Origin of the sequence: Nonomuraea sp. B12E4, from assembly GCF_039871825.1 — a bacterium.
Classification (GTDB): Bacteria; Actinomycetota; Actinomycetes; order Streptosporangiales; family Streptosporangiaceae; genus Nonomuraea.
The window spans coordinates 243,655-259,674 of the sequence record NZ_JBDPME010000010.1 but is presented as its reverse complement, the minus strand read 5'-3'; the positions used below and the strand labels follow the sequence as shown (position 1 = coordinate 259,674).

Here is a 16,020-nt window from a genome sequence, read left to right as displayed (position 1 = left end):
CAGGTCAGCGGCGCTTCCTGCGCCGCCGCCAGAGCACGATGGCGGCCCCGACGACCAGCACGGCGCCGATCCCGATCAGCACCGGCGCGAGGTCGGGCGGCTCCTCCTCCCACACCTCCGAGTCCTTGCCGTAGTCGACCGGCCGCGGCGTCACCCCCAGGGCGTCGCCCACGGACGCCACCAGATGCTCGGCCTTGTGCCTGACGTCGGCCACCGTACGCTCGGCGACCCGCCGGGGGCTCACCCGGTCGGCGATGGCGTCGACCGTCTGGGCCAGCTCCGCGCGCGTCCGCGCGATCCGCCGCTCCAGCTCGTCGGGATCGGTGTCAGCCATGGCTCTCCTCTCGACCGTGCGCGTGGCCGCGCCACTCCGCGTGCCGTGCGAGCTCCGTCCGTTTGTCGTCGCGATCAGTCTGTCAGGTTGCGACACCGTACGGCACGGCGCCCCGGTCCGGCATGTCGCCCGATCTCCTGGTCCGTCACCCGGACCCGGACGACCGGGCGGGCCGGTAGGTTGGCGTCAGGAACTCAGGAGGGCCCATTGACCGAAACCAAGCTCGCGCCCGGCGACGCCGCGCCCGAGTTCACACTGCCCGCGGCCGACGGCACCACCGTCTCCCTCGACGCCTACCGTGGCAAGCGGGTGATCCTCTACTTCTACCCCGCGGCGATGACGCCGGGCTGCACCAAGCAGGCCTGCGACTTCCGTGACAGCCTGAGCCGGCTCACGGCCGAGGGTTTCGTCGTCCTCGGCGTGTCGAAGGACAAGCCGGCGAAGCTGGTCAAGTTCGCCGAGCGCGACTCCCTGACCTTCCCGCTGCTGTCCGACCCGGAGCTGACCGTGCACCAGGCCTACGGTGCCTACGGCCCCAAGAAGCTCTACGGCAAGGAGGTGGTGGGCGTCATCCGCTCGACGTTCGTCATCGACGGGGACGGCAAGATCGAGCAGGCGCTCTACAACGTGAAGGCCACCGGCCACGTGGCCTCGCTGCAGAAGAAACTCGGCCTGGCCTGACCCGCGAAGCGGTTGATGCGCCAGGCAGGATATTTGACCTGATCTGGTAATTCCGTTCAGGGAGAAAAGGTCGGCGGCGTTTTCCGGGCAGGCGTTCTGTTGTCCCTGCCGCGAGCGGCCGGCAGGTGCGGCACGCATTCTCGAAAGCCGCTCGCGGAAAGGCGCCGCCGAGTCCTGCGGCGTCACCGGCACGCGGGCCAGACACACGAGCGTCGGCCAGGCCCGCATCGGCCGCCCGTGCAGCGCCCCGCCGAATTGACACCCTCCTTCGTGGGCAGGGTCGGCAGCGTCTTGTTCCCGCATGCCCTGACCAGCGAGTTCTCGCGTTTCCCGCCCTCCTGGGACCACCCGCGCGCGTTGCCGCTCCCTGCCCGAAGCCGGGTCCCGGACGCGTGCGCAGGCTGTAAGATTGCGCACGTGGCAGGGAAATCCGCCGGCTCTCCATGTCGACCGCTCAGGCGGTGACCATACGGAGAATCCACGGATCCATGCCCGAATCGCCGGTCCCCGAATGAAACGGGAAAGGCGAAAAGGGGTCGTAGCCCAATGGCAGAGGCGCAGTCTTTAGGTGGCTGTTAGTGTGGGTTCGAATCCCACCGGCCCTACACACGCGATATTTCTTTGTCAATGAAGGCGGCCGGGCAGTGAGACCGCGGGCTAACCGGTGCGGGTGGGCACCGGCCTGACGGTGACCGGCGGCAGAGGGTCACCGATCGGCGGCGGCACGACGCAATAGACGCCGTCGGACCGGGGTCCGCAGGACGACACGATGCCGCCGGGGTGGTGGAAGTCCTGCCTGGGACCCCAGCCGGGAGCCCAGCGCGCCTCGGACGGGGCGTTCCGGTCCGTGACGCTGCTGACGAACAGCACGGCGCCACCGCCGAGCAGCCCGCCGACGACCAGGCCGATGAGCCCCGCACCGATGATCTGGGCCTGCTTCTGCCGGAAGAAGTCCCCGAAGGTGGACTCGCGCTCCCGAGCGCCCGGCCCAGGCACACCCGGCATGGTGTCCTGTTGCCGCCGATAGCCCGATCGCGGTCCGGGGCCTTCCAGGAATTCGCCGTAGCGCAGCCGGTCGCCCGGCTCCTCCGGCGGCTGCCGGAGGCCGCCGGTGCCCTCTGATGGGGTCGGGTCGCGCGGTGCTTCCTCTTCACCGCGCGACCCGGCGTTTTGATCATGATCCGCCATCACGATCTCCCTTTACTCGCCCGCGAAGGGCGCTCCCAGAAGACAGCATGCCCCAACCCCCGTAAGCCCGGCGTAAGACCCGGAGCGCATAAGACCTGGGTCGTACTCGCACTTCCACCTCCAGGCGGAACCGGGCCGGGCCGGGGGTACATATCGTGATGATGTGTTCGGCAGGATGCGGGCGCGGTCGCGCCGCCACGAGAAGCTGACGACCGTCTCCCGGGTGGCGCCGCTGGCCGTGTTGTGCCTGATCCTGGTCATCCCGTTCGTGACCAGCAAAGGGCCCGACCTCTACTCCGCCCTGGCCCGCTATCTGGGTTTGTCGGCGGTGCTGCTGCTGCCGCTGGCGTGGCGCCGCCGGCCGCTCACCTCCTTCGCCGTCATCGCGCTGATCAGCTTCGGCCAGTGGCTGGCGCAGCTCACCCCGATGCCGGCGAACCTGGCGATCCTGATCGCGCTCTGGGCGGTGGCCTACCAGTGCACGTTCCGCTGGGCGCTCGCGGCGGTGCTGGTGACGGAGCTGGGTGTGTTCCTGGCGCTGGTCAAATGGCAGACGCCGACACTCGGCATGTTCTTCAGCGGCTCGATCTTCGTGGTGACGGTATGGCTGTACGGACTGTACGCCAGCACCCGCCGGCGCTATCTGGAGGGCCTGGAGGAGCGGGCCGAGCGGGCCGAGCACGAGCGGGACCAGCAGGCCAGGATGGCCGCCGCGGCCGAGCGCGCCAGGATCGCCAGGGAGCTGCACGACGTCGTGGCGCACAATGTCAGTGTGATGGTGGTGCAGGCCGACGGCGCCGGCTACGCCCTGGACAGCGACCCCGAGGAGGCCCGCCAGGCGGTCAGGAACATCTCCAGGACCGGCCGCGCCGCCCTCGCTGAGATGCGCAGGCTGGTCGGGGTGCTGCGCGCGGACGAGACCACGAGCACCGACTACACCCCGCAGCCCGGGCTCGGGCAGCTCGAAGAGCTCGTACGCGGCTCGGCCGTACCGGCCCGGCTGCACATCGGCGGGGTGCCCTGCGACCTGCCGGAGGGCCAGCAGCTGGCCGTCTACCGCATCGTCCAGGAGGCCCTGACGAACACCCTCAAACACGGCGGCCCCGGTGTGCGAGCGTCCGTGGAGGTCGACTACGGGGGCCCGGAGCTGGTCGTACGCGTGACCGACGACGGCCGGGGCGCGGCGGCCCCGAAGAGCCTCGACGGCCACGGCCTGATCGGCATGCGCGAGCGGGTCGGCATGTTCGGCGGCACCCTGGCCGCGGGCCCCGGGCAGGGCGGCGGCTTCGAGGTGCTGGCCCGGTTGCCCATGGTCAAGGCGGCGTAGGAAAGGAGGGCCCGGGGTGATTCGCGTGATGCTGGTCGACGACCAGGAGCTGTTGCGGGCCGGGTTCAGGATGGTGCTCGGCGCCCAGCCGGACATCGAGATCGTGGCGGAGGCCGGCGACGGGCTCGCGGCGCTGGAGCTGCTGAAGACGACCGAGGTGGACGTCGTGCTCATGGACGTGCGCATGCCGCACATGGACGGCGTGGAGGCCACCCGGCGTGTCGAGGGGCCGAAGGTGCTCATCCTGACCACGTTCGACCTGGACGAATACGCGTTCGCGGCGATCAAGGCGGGTGCGGCCGGATTCCTGCTGAAGGACGTGCCGCCCGACGACCTGGTCAACGCCATCAAGCTCGTGCACGCGGGCGACGCGGTGGTGGCGCCGCGTACGCTGCGGCGCATGCTGGACAGCTTCGCCGCGCATCTGCCGACCGAGGAGCTGGCGGCGGTCAGCGACCTGACGCCGCGCGAGCGCGAAGTGCTGCTCATGGTGGCCCGCGGTCTGTCCAACGCGGAGATCGCGGCCGGCCTGGAGGTCGCTGAGGCCACGGTGAAGACGCACCTGGGCCGGGTGCTGGCCAAGCTGGGGCTGCGGGATCGGGCGCAGGTGGTGGTCTACGCGTACGAGGCCGGGCTGATCGTGCCGTCGCATCGGCCGAAAGTCTGACCGGAGGTCATCCAGCCGCGTACGCGAAGTCCCTCCTCAGGGCCCATGAACGGCGAATTTTCCACTCCTAACGTGGTTTGCGCTGTTAACCCCCGACAAGGAGTGACCGTGACGCTCACGGAGAACCGGCGCCAGGCCCCACCCGCCGTGGTGGCCACCGATCTGACCAAGGTGTACGGCCAGGGCGACGCCGGCGTGCACGCCCTGCGCGGAGTGAACGTGGCCTTCGCCACGGGCGCGTTCACCGCCATCATGGGCCCGTCGGGCTCGGGCAAGTCCACCCTGATGCACTGCCTGGCCGGCCTCGACGCCGCCACCTCCGGCACCGTGCACATCGGCGACGTGGAGCTGACCGCGCTGGACGACCGGCCGCTCACCCGGCTGCGCCGCGAGCGGATCGGGTTCGTCTTCCAGGCGTTCAACCTGTTGCCCACGCTGACCGCCGAGCAGAACATCCTGCTGCCCCTGGAGATCGCCTCCCGGCAGGCCGACCAGTCGCTGTTCGACCGGGTCATCGACACCGTGGGGCTGCGGGACCGGCTCTCGCACCGGCCGGCCGAACTCTCCGGCGGCCAGCAGCAGCGGGTGGCCGTGGCCAGGGCGCTCATCAGCAAGCCACAGGTGATCTTCGCCGACGAGCCCACGGGCAACCTCGACTCCCGCAGCGGCGCCGAGATCCTGTCCTTCCTGCGCACCTCCGTACGCGAGCTGGGCCAGACCATCGTCATGGTCACGCACGACCCGGTGGCGGCCGCGTACGCCGACCGGGTGGTGTTCCTGCGCGACGGAGAGCTGGTCACCGAGCTCGCCACGCCGACGCCGCAGTCCGTGCTGGACACGCTCGTGAAGCTGGAGGCGTGAGGTGCTGAGAACGGCACTCGCCGGGCTGGGCGCGCACCGGCTCAGGCTGATGCTGACCGCGCTGGCGATCCTGCTGGGGGTGGGCTTCATCGCCGGCACGTTCGTGCTGAACGACGCCGTCCAGGTGTCCTTCGACCAGCGCGTCACGGCCGACGCGGACAAGGTGGACGTGGCCGTGCTGCCCGAGGACGCGGACGCCGTGCTGCCCGAGCGGCTGCTGGACCGGATCCGCGCGCTGGACGGCGTGACCGACGCCCAGGGCCTGGTCCGCGGGCCGGCGCCGCTGCTGGGCAAGAACGGCAAGACCGTCGGCGTCCTGCCCACCACAGCACTGTCCGTGGCCCGGGGCCCGCTCGACCGCACGAACGTCGTCTCCGGCACCGGCCCGGGCACCGACGACCGGGCCGCCGTGCTCGACGAGAACACCGCCAAGGCCCAGGGCTTCCGGGTCGGCGACACGATCACCGTGCTCGACCACGAGCGGGCCGAGCACCGGTTCAGGCTTGTCGGGCTGATCGACACCGGCGTGGACCAGACCCTGGGCTACACCGGCGCGCTCGGCTTCACCACCGCCACCGCGCAGCGCCTGACCGGCGCGAAGGGCTACCGCGAGATCGACGTCGTGGGCGAGGCCCCCAGGCTGGAGCAAGCCGTCGCGGCGGCCGCGGGCACCGGCAACGTGGTCAAGACCGGCGAAGAGCTGGCCGCCGACCTGGCCAGGGCGGCCGGGCTGGAGGCGCGCTCGTTCACGCTGGCCCTGCTGCTGTTCGGGGTCGTGGCGATGATGGTGGCCGCGCTCGTCATCTACAACACCTTCAACATCCTGGTCGCGCAGCGCACCAGGGAGATGGCGTTGCTGCGGTGCGTGGGGGCCACCCGGGCGCAGGTGTTCGGCTCGGTCCTGCTGGAGTCAGCCGTGTTGGGCGTGCTCGCCTCCGCGCTGGGCCTGCTCGCCGGATACGGTCTGGCCACGCTCGCCCTGACCGTGCTCAGCGGGTTCGACACCCCGCTGCCCGCCGACGCGACCGTCACGCTCACCCCTGGCACGATGGTCATCGGCCTGGCCGTCGGCCTGCTGGTCACGGTGGGCGCCGCCGTGCTGCCCGCCAGGGCGGCCACCCGGGTCCCGCCGATCGCGGCGCTGCGTGCCCAGGCGGAGGAGCCGGCCTTCCGCGCGGGCCTGCCGCGCCTGATCGTCTCCGGTCTCCTCCTCGTGGCCGGGCTCGGCACGACCGTCGCGGGCGTGCTGATGTTCGACCCGGGGCAGTTCGCGCTCATCGTCGTGGCGGCCGGGGGCGTGTCGACCTTCCTGGCCGTGCTGGTCCTCGGCCCGGTGCTGGTCAAGCCGCTGAGCGCGGTGACCGGCTGGCTGCCGGCCAGGCTGTTCGGGGTGCCTGGACGGCTCGCGGTGGAGAACTCGGCGCGCAACCCGAAGCGGGCCGCGACCACGACCGTGGCGCTGACGATCGGCGTGACGCTCATGACGCTGATCTCGGTGGTCACCGCGTCCACCAGGACGACGGTGACGGCGCAGCTCGACGAGCAGTTCGGGGTCGACTACCTGCTGGCCAGCCAGGAACGCGAGTCCATCGTGCCCAGATCGGTGGCGGCAGAGCTGCGCGAGCGGCCCGAGCTGGCCTCGGTGGTGCAGATGCGCGAGGTCAAGGCCACGCTCGCGGGCCGGCGGGTCGACGTCGGCACCTACAGCGGGCCGTTCACCCCCGCCGTCGTCTCCGGCACCATGACGGGCTTCGGCGCCGGGCAGGTGGCGCTCGACCAGACCACGGCCGAGCGACTCGGCGCGCGGATCGGCGACTCGCTCTCCCTGGAGACGGCCGAGGCGGGGCAGGTCGCGCTGAAGGTGACCGCGCTGCTCGACGCCTCCCTGTCGTCGCTGCCGCCCGTCACGGTGGCGGAAGGGGCGTTCGACCGGTACTTCGGCGCGGTGCCGGACAGGATGGTGATGGTCAGCATCAAGGACGGCGTGCCGCCGGAACGGGCCAGGAAGGTGGTGGACGCCGCCGTGGCCGCGTACCCGGTCGTGCAGGTGACGAGCTCGACCGAGATGCGCGGCGAGTTCGACGAGACGCTGAACATGGTGCTCATGATCATCACCGGGCTGCTCGGGCTGGCGATCCTGATCTCCCTGCTGGGCATCGCGAACACGCTCTCGCTGTCGGTGCACGAGCGGACCAGGGAGTCGGCGCTGCTGCGTGCCCTGGGGCTGACCCGGCGGCAACTGCGCGGAATGCTCTCGATCGAGGCGCTGGTGCTCGGGCTGATCGGCGCGCTGATCGGGGTGGTGCTCGGCGGGGTCTTCGGCTGGGCGGCCATCATGGCGATGCTGGCCGGCGCGGTCCTCACGGTGCCCGTGCCGCAGGTCGTGCTGTTCGTGGCGCTGTCCGGGCTGGCGGGCGTGCTGGCCGCCGTGCTCCCGGCACGCCGGGCCGCGCGGGCCTCGATCGTCGACTCCCTCGCGACCGGGTGAACCGGGCGTCCAGAGTGCCTCAGCGGGGCGTACGGCCCGGCCAGAGCTCCGCGACCGTCTCCGGATCGAGCAGCGGCCGGGCCACCACCTCACCCGTGGCCCGGTCGATCACCACGCACCCGCCCCCGAGCGTCTCCGGCAGCAGGGAGGGATCGTCGGGGTCGAGGTCGCGCACCCACGCCACATAGCCGCCGGGAAACCCGTGCACCCCCACCGACAGGGCCTCGTCCAGCGGCCGCACGCCGTTGAAGTATTCTTCGGCCAGTGCCCTGGCCTGGTCATGGTTCATCGTGGCCGTCCCTGCCGGTCGATTATCACGCAGAACACCCCGGTCACCGTCGTGTACGGCGGCTCGACGGACATGTGCCCCCGCTGGGCGTCGATCCAGATCACCTCGCCGCCGGTGTTGACCGCGTTCCAGACGTGGCAGCCGCCGCCGGGCCAGCGCACCACGATGACCGCGGCCGCTCCGTGCCCGGCGTCGCCCAGCCGCCGGGCGATCATCGGGTAGGCGTGCCGGCCCTGGCCCGCGTACTGGAGGCGGTGCCCGACCCAGCACTCGATCCTGGCCGTGCCGCCGCGCTCGCCGGTCAGCAGAGGCCGGCCGATGCGGTCGTACTCGGGCAGCCTGGGCGCGGCCGCAGCGGGCTCGCCGTGCCAGGTGGACAGGACGGCCAGCGCGCAGTCGGCGGCGTTGGTGGCGCGGAACGGGTCGTCGGCGGGCCCGCCGCCGTTGACCAGCCGCACCCAGGTGCCGCGCGGGTCCGGAAAGCGCGCGCCGGGCCGCAGCGACTCCGCCAGGTCCCGCTCCACCTGCGGGTCCGGCCGCGCGAGCCCGCCCGGCACGCCGTACGGCCGGGAGCCGGCGAGCCGGGGCGGCCGCTGCTCCCGGTCGAACCAGTCGTGCTCCGCGTGCTCCGCAGGCTTCACGGGCTCCAGCGGCTCTCCCGGCTTCGCGGTGGCAGGAGCGGCCGCGGGCTCCGGGGCGACCGCCGCGGCGGGAGGGGCGGGATCGGCGTCGGTCTCGGCGGCCCGCTCGTAGTCGAGCCACCGCACCCCCTCCGCCACCGCGGGGTTGTACCGGCCTTCTGGTAGGACCCACCGGACACTCGGCTTGCGCTCGCGGAACACGGCCTGCCTCCTGTCATGCTCGACGAACGATCGTAGAGGCGTCACCGTGACAGGGAGGCGAAGTCGGCCAGATTCGCCGCCAGAACCACCCGCTCTACCTGGGCAAACGCCTCAAACGCGGGCGGCCGCCGGCTCAGGCCGCCTGCACCGTGATGGTGTGCCAGCCGGTGGCGCCGTCCGGCGCGGGCGGGGCGAGCTGCTCGGTCTGGGTGTATCCGGAGGCGTCGGTCGCCCGTACCTGGATCGTGTGGTCGCCGGCGGCCAGGTCCCAGTCGATCGACCACTGCCGCCACGTGTCGGGACCCGGCACCTGGGCCAGCGTCGCCTGCTTCCACTGCCCGCCGTCGACCCGCACCTCCACCGCGTCCACCCCGGTGTGCTGCGCCCACGCCACGCCGGCGATCTTGGTACGGCCGGCCCGCAGCGAGTCGCCCGACCCGGGCACGTCGATGCGTGACTGGGTCTTGATGGGACCCTTGGCTGACCAGCCGCGCGGCGTCCAGTACGCCTCGTCGGCGTCGAACGTGGTGACCTTGACGTCCACCACCCACTTGGTGGCCGACACGTAGCCGTACAGGCCGGGCACCACCTGGCGCACCGGGAAACCGTGCTCGACGGGGAGGGCCTCGCCGTTCATCGCGACGGCGAACAGCGCCTCGCGCCCGTCCATGACCACGTCCACCGGGGTGCCGCAGGTGAAGCCGTCGGTGGAGGTGGACAGGAGCATGTCGGCGCCGGAGCGCAGGCCCGCCCGGCGCAGCACCTCGGCCATGCGCACGCCCAGCCAGCGGGCGTTGCCGACGTAGGGGCCGCCGACCTCGTTGGAGACGCAGGTGAGCGTGACGTCCGCCTCGGTGAGCGGCATCTTCAGCAGGTCGTCGTACGTGAGCTCGACCGGGCGGTCGACCAGGCCGTGGATGCGCAGCGTCCAGTCGGCGGGGTTCACCTGGGGGACGACGAGCGCGGTGTCCACCCGATAGAAGTCCTGATTTTTCGTGAAAAATGGCGACAAGCCGTTGATGCGGAGGTCGGTACCCGCCGGGAGGGGCTTGGCGGGGATCGCGGCCTTGGGCAGGGCCACCCCCACCCGCGCGGCGTCCACCGCCTGCCGCCCGCCGAGCTGCCGCCCGAGCACGGTCGCCGCCCCCGCGACCACCACCCCGCCGGCCACTCCGGTCAGCAACCGCCGCCGGTCGAAACCATGCGGCTCCGTCCCGGCCCGCATCACCGCGGGCCGCTCCACAGCGCCGTCATCCCCGTGCCGGACCGCCACGGCCCGCCTCGCATCGGCATCCTCCGCAGCCTCGCCTGCGCCCCCGTGGCCAGTCGTGCCGGAACCGGGCGTGGCGGAAGCCGTTGTGGCGGAGGTGCCGGCGCGGGAGTCCGCCAGGACGGGTTCGCCGAGGCCTTGCCCGCCCCCCGCCCGCCGTACCAGCCAGGAGAGGGTCCAGACGGCGGCCGCCACGCCGAGCACGGTCGGCAGCGCGTCCAGGACCCCGGCGTCCGGCCGGGTCAGCACCGCCAGCAGGCCGACCACCCCGAACGCGGCCAGCCCCGCGTAGCCGTAGGCGAGCGTGCGACGGGCCAGGATTCCGATGACGGCGGCGATCCCGGCGAGCACCACGAGAACGCCGCCGACGAGGACCGCCTTGTCGTTCTCGCCGAACGTCCTGATCGCGAACTCCTTGAGCGGAGCGGGCGTCAGGTCCACCGTCAGGTCTCCGACGGCCACCACCGGAAAGGTCTCCGGCCCCACGACACCGGCCACGAGCTGCGCGATCCCCAGGGCGACGCCCCCGGACACCAGCCCCGCCAGGGCGCCGGCCCAGACGGGCACCATCTCATTCCTCTGCACGATCCGAACGTACGCCCTGACGCGCCGCGGGTTTCTTACGCGGTGGTTACGAGCTGAGCAGCTCCCGGACGACCGGCGCCAGCGCGCGGAAGGCCCGCCCGCGATGGCTGATGGCGTCCTTCTCGTCCGGCGGCAGCTCGGCCGTGGTGCGCTCCTCGCCGTCGGGCACGAAGATCGGGTCGTAGCCGAACCCGTTGCTCCCCCGCGGCGTGGTGACGAGGTGACCCCGCAGCACGCCCTCGGCCACACGGAACTCCCCCGTGGGCAGCGCCAGCGCGGCACAGCAGGCGAAGTGCGCGCCCAACCGGTCGGCGGGCACGTCGGAGACCTGGGCCAGCAGCAGGTCGAGATTGGCCCGGTCGTCGCCGTGCCGACCGGCCCAGCGGGCGGAGAAGACCCCCGGCATGCCGTTGAGCACGTCGACGCACAGCCCGGAGTCGTCGGCCACGGCGGGCAGCCCGGACTCCTGGGCGACGGCGTGCGCCTTGAGCAGGGCGTTGGCCTCGAACGTGACCCCGGTCTCCGCGACCTCGCCGATCGAGGGGAACTCCTCCAGCCCGAGGATCTCGAACCCGGACAGGATGCGGCGCAGCTCGTCGATCTTGCCCGCGTTGCGGGTGGCCAGCACGATCTTCATGACGCCAGCGCCTCCTGCTGGATCAGTGTCAGCTCCGCGCAACCGGACACGGCCAGGTCGAGGAGCTTGTCCAGCACCCCGCGGTCGAACGGGGCGCCCTCGGCGGTGCCCTGCACCTCGACGAAGCTGCCCTCGCCGGTCATCACGACGTTCATGTCGGTCTCGGCGGCGACGTCCTCGGTGTAGCAGAGGTCGAGCATCGGCAGCGCGCCGACCACCCCGACGGACACCGCGGAGACGGAGGCGATCAGCGGGTCGCCCGGGCACATCCGGCGCTTGCGCATCCAGGCGATCGCGTCGGCCAGCGCCACGTAGGCGCCGGTGATCGCGGCGGTCCTGGTGCCGCCGTCGGCCTGCAGCACGTCGCAGTCGAGCAGAATGGAGTTTTCGCCTAGCGCTTTGTAATCGACGCAGGCCCGCAGCGAGCGCCCGATCAACCGGGAAATCTCATGCGTCCTGCCGCCGATTTTGCCGCGAACCGATTCTCGATCGTTACGAGTATTCGTCGCTCGTGGCAGCATCGCATATTCGGCTGTAACCCAGCCCTGGCCGCTGCCTCTTCGCCAGCGCGGCACGCTGTCCTGGACCGATGCGGCGCACAACACCCTGGTGCCGCCGAACTCGACCAGCACCGAGCCCTCGGCATGAGTCAGCCATTGCCTGGTGATGGTGATGGGACGTAGCTGGTCAGGGTTGCGGCCATCCTGTCGGGACATGCAGATCACCCTATCTCCGTGCCGCGACACCCTTGACCAAATGTGTCCGCGACATGGATCCTTACGCAATGACAACGGGGGTGTTGCGAAACCCTGACTTCCGTCGGTTCGTCAGTTCGCATGTCGCGAACGAAGTTGGCTCGAATATCTCACGGGTGGCTCTTCCACTGGTGGCGGTATTGCTGCTGCACGCCGGTCCGGCGGAGGTCGGCGTGTTGTCCGCGCTGCAGACGACCGCGTTCCTGCTGCTGGGCCTGCCCGCGGGAGTGTGGGTCGACAGGCTGCGCCGGCGACGGGTGATGATGGCGGCCGACCTGGCCAGGTTCGTGCTGCTCGGCAGCATTCCTCTCGCGGCCGAGATCGGGCTGCTGTCGATCGGGATGCTGTTCGTGGTGGCGCTGCTGGTGGGGGTGGCCCAGGTCTTCAACGACGTGGCCGACAAGAGCTACCTGCCCGATGTGGTCAGCACCCGGCAACTCGGCGACGGCAACTCCACACTGGAGGTCGTGCGCTCGGGAGCGTCCCTGGCCGGGCCGGGGGTCGGGGGCATGTTGGTGCAGTTGCTGGGCGCGTCGCTCACGATGACCGCCACCGCGCTGGGCGCGCTGGCCTCCGTGTTCTTCCTCCGCTCGATCAAGGTGCCCGACAAGCCGCCCGCGCTCACGAAGCCCACGCCGCTGCTGCGTGGCATCGGCGAGGGACTCGCGTACGTGTGGCACGACCGGCTGATGCGCATGCTGACGACCTCATCGGCCGCCATCAACCTGTGCGTCAGCGCCGTGGTGAGCTTATCGGTGCTGTTCCTGGCCAACGTGGTCAAGTTGGCGCCGGGGCTGATCGGCCTGCTGCTCATGTCCGGCGGGATCGGCGGCGTGCTCGGCGGCCTCACGAGCGGCTGGTTATCCAGGAGGTACGGCACCGCCAGGACGACCTGGCTGGCCGTCATCGTGGCCTCACCCTTCGGCCTGCTGCTGCCCCTGACAGAGGCGGACTGGCGGATGGTGTGCTTCGCGATCACCTCGATGGCGCTCTCGTGGAGCGCGGTCGTGTCGAACGTGGGCCAGATCACCTACCGGCAGACCGTCGCCCCCGAGCACCTGCTCGGCCGGATCAACGCGTCGGTGCGGTTCGTGGTCTGGGGCACTCTGCCGCTGGGCGCGCTGCTCGGCGGCCTGGTCGCCAACCAGATCGGCGTCCGGGCGGCGCTGTGGGTGTTCATGGGGGCCAGGCTGCTGGCGTTCCTGCCGCTGGTGTTCTCCCCGCTGCCGCACATGCGCGACTTCACCGAGACGCCTGCCAGATCGTAGACGTCCCCGTTCAGCCCAGGTCGTAGACCGCCCCGCTGCGGGCCAGCTCCACAGGGCCGTCATAACCTCCTGCCGCGGCCTCCTCCAGCACGACCACCGGGTCGTTCCAGGGGACGAGGTGGGTGAGCACGAGCCTGCCGACGCCGGCCTTGACGGCGTGCTCGGCGGCCTGGCGGCCCGTCAGGTGCAGGCCGGTGGGCAGGTCGGGGCCCTCGACGAAGGACGCCTCGCACAGCAGCAGGTCGGCGTCCGCGGCCAGCTTCACCAACTCGGCGGACTCGCCGGTGTCGCCGGAGTAGGCCACGCAGCTGGTGCCGTTGGCCACGCGGAAGCCGTACGCCTCGACCGGGTGGTTGACCAGCCCGGCGGTGAGGGTGAACGGCCCGATCTCGAACGACCCCGGCGACAGCGGCACGAAGTCGAAAGCGGTCTCCAGGCCGGGCTCGTCAGGCATGCCGTAGGCGGCCGCCAGCCGGGCGGGCGCGTCGGCCGGCGCGTAGACGGGCACCGGTGGGTAGGGCGCCTGCGGCCCGTAGGTGCGGGCCACGTGATAGCCGCAAATGTCGAGACAGTGGTCGGCGTGCAGGTGGGACAGGCATATCGCGTCCACGTCGTACAGGCCGATGTGGCGTTGGAGCGCACCCAGCGAGCCGCTGCCGAGATCGAGCAGCAGCCGGAATCCTGCCGCCTCGATCAGATAGCAGGACGCGGGGCTGTCGGGGCCGGGGTAGCTGCCCGAACATCCAACGATGGTCACCTTCATGTGGGCTCCTTCTCTCTGTGCGACGCTCCGCGTCGCGGCTCAACCGCTCAAACCCGGCGTCTTCCCTCGTCACTCTGGTCGCTGCGTTCCCGCCGCTCCTCAGCCCAGACACCGGCGCGGCCGAGCGGCTCTTGCGACGCTCCGCGTCGCGCCTCGGCCGCTCAGGCCTGGCGTCGTCCCTCGTCGCGCTGGACGCCGCGCTCAGACCCGGTGTCTTCCCTCGTCGCGCTGGACGCCGCGCTCCCGCCGCTCCTCGGTCCAGACACCGGCACGGCCGAGCGGCCGTTAAAGCTAGTACCCCCCACTGGTGCGACTTCGACCGCATCGATCTCCGGGCCCAGGAAACGCCGCCCGAGGCGGGCGAAGAGCAAGGAGTCGCCGGTGGCGCGGAAGCGGTGCCGGGGGGTGGCCTCGCTTCCCGCCGCCAGATCGCGGTCATGCAGGATTCGATAGACGTCCTTGGCCGTCTCTTCGGCGCTGGAGACCAGCGTCACTCCGTCCCCGGCGACATACGAGATGGCGCCGGTGAGCAGCGGGTAGTGGGTGCAGCCGAGGATGAGGGTGTCACACCCGGCGGCCCTGACGGGTGCCAGGTAGTCGCGCACGACCTCGATGAGCTCGTCACTCATCGTCTCTCCTCGTTCGACGTACTCCACCAGGCGTGGGGCGGCCACGCCGGTGAGTCGCACGTCGGGCGCCGCGGTGAAGGCGTCGTGATAGGCCATCGAGTCGATGGTGGCTCTGGTGGCTATCACTCCCACCCTGCCGTTGCGGGTGGCTCGCACCGCGCGCCTGGTGGCGGGCTGGATCACCTCGACGACCGGCACGTCGTAGCGCTCGCGGGCGTCGCGCAGCACGGCGGCGCTGGCGCTGTTGCACGCGATCACGAGCATCTTGACGTCGTGCTCGACGAGGTGGTCCATCACCTCCAGGGCGTAGGCGCGGACCTCCGCGATGCGTCTCGGCCCGTACGGCTGACGGGCCGTGTCGGCCACGTAGGTGATCGATTCGTGGGGCAGTTGGTCGATGATCGCCCGGGCGACCGTCAAACCACCGACTCCGCTGTCGAAGATCCCAATACTCGCGTCCGGCACGCTCTTGAGGGTAGGCGACCTGGGCGATCAACACTGCGTAAGAATGCTCACAGCTGCGACACGTGAGCCTGTTGCGGTGTTGTCTTGCTCACATTTGTCACCCTCAGCCCCTTCCGACCCGGGCGAGCTGGCGGCACTGGGCGACCAGGCGGCCGGTGGAGTCGCGTACTTCGACGTCCTCGTCGAACCAGCCGCCGGAGATCAGCCGGCCGCCGCCGAGCAGCGTGAGCCAGCCGGGGGCGGGCAGCGCGCGCAGGTGCCAGGTGAGCTCCACGGTCGGCGCCCAGCCCCGCAGACCGGCCGAGAACACCACGGGCGGCAGCGAGTCCACGGCCAGCGCCAGCACGTACGGGTCCGGGTCCTGCGGCTCGGCCATCCGGAAGTACGCCCGGGACTCGGGACTGCCGGTGGGCGCGCCCTTCAGCCAGCCGATCGTGGGCGGGTCGAAGAGCAGCTCCATCTGGGCGTTCAGCGTCATGTTGGACTCGGGCTTGGGGTCGGGCAGCTTGGCGCAGTCTTCGATGTCGGGCATGCCGGACGCCGGGGCCGCGGTGTAGACGGGCTCGGCCTCGTTCAGCGTGGCCGTGGTGATCAGGCTCTCGATCTGCGCCACGCCGTCCTGCACGAGCGTGGCCCTGGCGAACGCGGCCGTCCTGCCCGACTTGAGCGGCTCGACCCTGACCTGCGCGGGACCGGGGACGGGCGCCTTGAGGAACTGGGCGCTCGTGCTCACCGGATGCTCGAACGGAGAGGCGTCCACCGCCGCACGCAGGATCACGGCCAGGAGGTAGCCGCCGTTGAGCGGGCCCCCGATCGCGTATCCGGGATCCAGGCACACGTCGTAGCAGCCCTCCTCGACCCGGATCGCCTGCGTGGCCTCGTCGAACTTGGTCATCCGCGCCTGCCTCACGTCTGGAACCTTATTCTGTTGCTCCCCTACTTTACGGCGGGCCGCGCCCCGGGCCCCGCCG

Annotated in this window: 16 protein-coding genes and 1 tRNA gene; 7 read left to right on the top strand and 10 right to left on the bottom strand. The window is 71.2% G+C overall.

Annotated features, from left to right (window positions below; genetic code table 11):
* Positions 1-4: 4 nt before the first annotated feature.
* Positions 5-334 carry a DUF3618 domain-containing protein gene (locus tag ABGB18_RS24100; protein WP_347697835.1) on the bottom strand — a complete coding sequence of 110 codons (330 nt, stop codon included), beginning with the start codon at positions 332-334 and terminating at the stop codon, positions 5-7.
* A 207-nt stretch (positions 335-541) separates the two neighbouring features.
* On the opposite strand from ABGB18_RS24100, the gene bcp reads away from it, so the two are divergent.
* Positions 542-1,015, top strand: a complete 474-nt coding sequence (gene bcp, locus ABGB18_RS24095) for a thioredoxin-dependent thiol peroxidase (protein WP_347697834.1) — start codon at positions 542-544, stop codon at positions 1,013-1,015.
* A gap of 532 nt (positions 1,016-1,547) precedes the next feature.
* Positions 1,548-1,620 (top strand) — tRNA-Leu (locus ABGB18_RS24090).
* Between the two features lie 52 nt (positions 1,621-1,672).
* Here the strand turns inward: ABGB18_RS24090 and ABGB18_RS24085 are convergent.
* A complete protein-coding gene (locus ABGB18_RS24085) occupies positions 1,673-2,203 on the bottom strand; it encodes a hypothetical protein (RefSeq protein ID WP_347697833.1) in 531 nt (176 codons plus the stop codon).
* Positions 2,204-2,366: 163 nt separating this feature from the next.
* Between ABGB18_RS24085 and ABGB18_RS24080 the strand changes: the two genes are divergently transcribed.
* The 4 genes from ABGB18_RS24080 (at position 2,367) to ABGB18_RS24065 (ending at position 7,546) form a co-directional block, all read left to right on the top strand.
* The gene (locus ABGB18_RS24080; protein WP_347697832.1) at positions 2,367-3,530 is read left to right on the top strand and encodes a histidine kinase; all 1,164 of its coding nucleotides are present in this window, start codon (positions 2,367-2,369) and stop codon (positions 3,528-3,530) included.
* Positions 3,531-3,546: 16 nt separating this feature from the next.
* Positions 3,547-4,197 (top strand): response regulator transcription factor, encoded by a 651-nt coding sequence (locus ABGB18_RS24075; RefSeq protein ID WP_347697831.1) that lies wholly within the window; start codon positions 3,547-3,549, stop codon positions 4,195-4,197.
* Between the two features lie 108 nt (positions 4,198-4,305).
* Complete coding sequence (locus ABGB18_RS24070; RefSeq protein ID WP_347697830.1) at positions 4,306-5,058, top strand: ABC transporter ATP-binding protein; 753 nt, start codon at positions 4,306-4,308, stop codon at positions 5,056-5,058.
* A gap of 1 nt (position 5,059) precedes the next feature.
* Positions 5,060-7,546, top strand: a complete 2,487-nt coding sequence (locus ABGB18_RS24065; RefSeq protein ID WP_347697829.1) for an FtsX-like permease family protein — start codon at positions 5,060-5,062, stop codon at positions 7,544-7,546.
* A 19-nt stretch (positions 7,547-7,565) separates the two neighbouring features.
* Here the strand turns inward: ABGB18_RS24065 and ABGB18_RS24060 are convergent, their stop codons facing one another.
* The 5 genes from ABGB18_RS24060 to rph all read right to left on the bottom strand — a co-directional run bounded on the left by ABGB18_RS24060 (position 7,566) and on the right by rph (position 11,885).
* On the bottom strand, positions 7,566-7,835 hold the full coding sequence (locus ABGB18_RS24060) for a hypothetical protein (protein ID WP_347697828.1): 270 nt from the start codon (positions 7,833-7,835) through the stop codon (positions 7,566-7,568).
* Positions 7,832-8,722, bottom strand: a complete 891-nt coding sequence (locus ABGB18_RS24055) for a toxin glutamine deamidase domain-containing protein (RefSeq protein WP_347697827.1) — start codon at positions 8,720-8,722, stop codon at positions 7,832-7,834. Before ABGB18_RS24055 ends, ABGB18_RS24060 begins: the two co-directional genes overlap by 4 nt.
* Before the next feature lie 88 nt (positions 8,723-8,810).
* The gene (locus tag ABGB18_RS24050) at positions 8,811-10,532 is read right to left on the bottom strand and encodes a molybdopterin-dependent oxidoreductase (protein WP_347697826.1); all 1,722 of its coding nucleotides are present in this window, start codon (positions 10,530-10,532) and stop codon (positions 8,811-8,813) included.
* Positions 10,533-10,578: 46 nt separating this feature from the next.
* Positions 10,579-11,169, bottom strand: a complete 591-nt coding sequence (rdgB, locus tag ABGB18_RS24045) for an RdgB/HAM1 family non-canonical purine NTP pyrophosphatase (RefSeq protein ID WP_347697825.1) — start codon at positions 11,167-11,169, stop codon at positions 10,579-10,581.
* A complete protein-coding gene (rph, locus tag ABGB18_RS24040) occupies positions 11,166-11,885 on the bottom strand; it encodes a ribonuclease PH (RefSeq protein WP_347697824.1) in 720 nt (239 codons plus the stop codon). Before rph ends, rdgB begins: the two co-directional genes overlap by 4 nt.
* Positions 11,886-11,938: 53 nt before the next feature.
* Here rph and ABGB18_RS24035 point away from each other — a divergent pair, with 53 nt between their 5' ends.
* Positions 11,939-13,192, top strand: coding sequence for an MFS transporter (locus tag ABGB18_RS24035; protein ID WP_347697823.1), 1,254 nt, complete (start codon positions 11,939-11,941; stop codon positions 13,190-13,192).
* A 10-nt stretch (positions 13,193-13,202) separates the two neighbouring features.
* Here the strand turns inward: ABGB18_RS24035 and ABGB18_RS24030 are convergent, their stop codons facing one another.
* The 3 genes from ABGB18_RS24030 to ABGB18_RS24020 form a co-directional block, all read right to left on the bottom strand.
* On the bottom strand, positions 13,203-13,955 hold the full coding sequence (locus ABGB18_RS24030) for an MBL fold metallo-hydrolase (protein ID WP_347697822.1): 753 nt from the start codon (positions 13,953-13,955) through the stop codon (positions 13,203-13,205).
* A gap of 161 nt (positions 13,956-14,116) precedes the next feature.
* Positions 14,117-15,049, bottom strand: a complete 933-nt coding sequence (gene murI, locus ABGB18_RS24025; protein ID WP_347697821.1) for a glutamate racemase — start codon at positions 15,047-15,049, stop codon at positions 14,117-14,119.
* Positions 15,050-15,152: 103 nt separating this feature from the next.
* The gene (locus tag ABGB18_RS24020; RefSeq protein ID WP_347697820.1) at positions 15,153-15,944 is read right to left on the bottom strand and encodes a thioesterase family protein; all 792 of its coding nucleotides are present in this window, start codon (positions 15,942-15,944) and stop codon (positions 15,153-15,155) included.
* Positions 15,945-16,020: the final 76 nt, after the last annotated feature.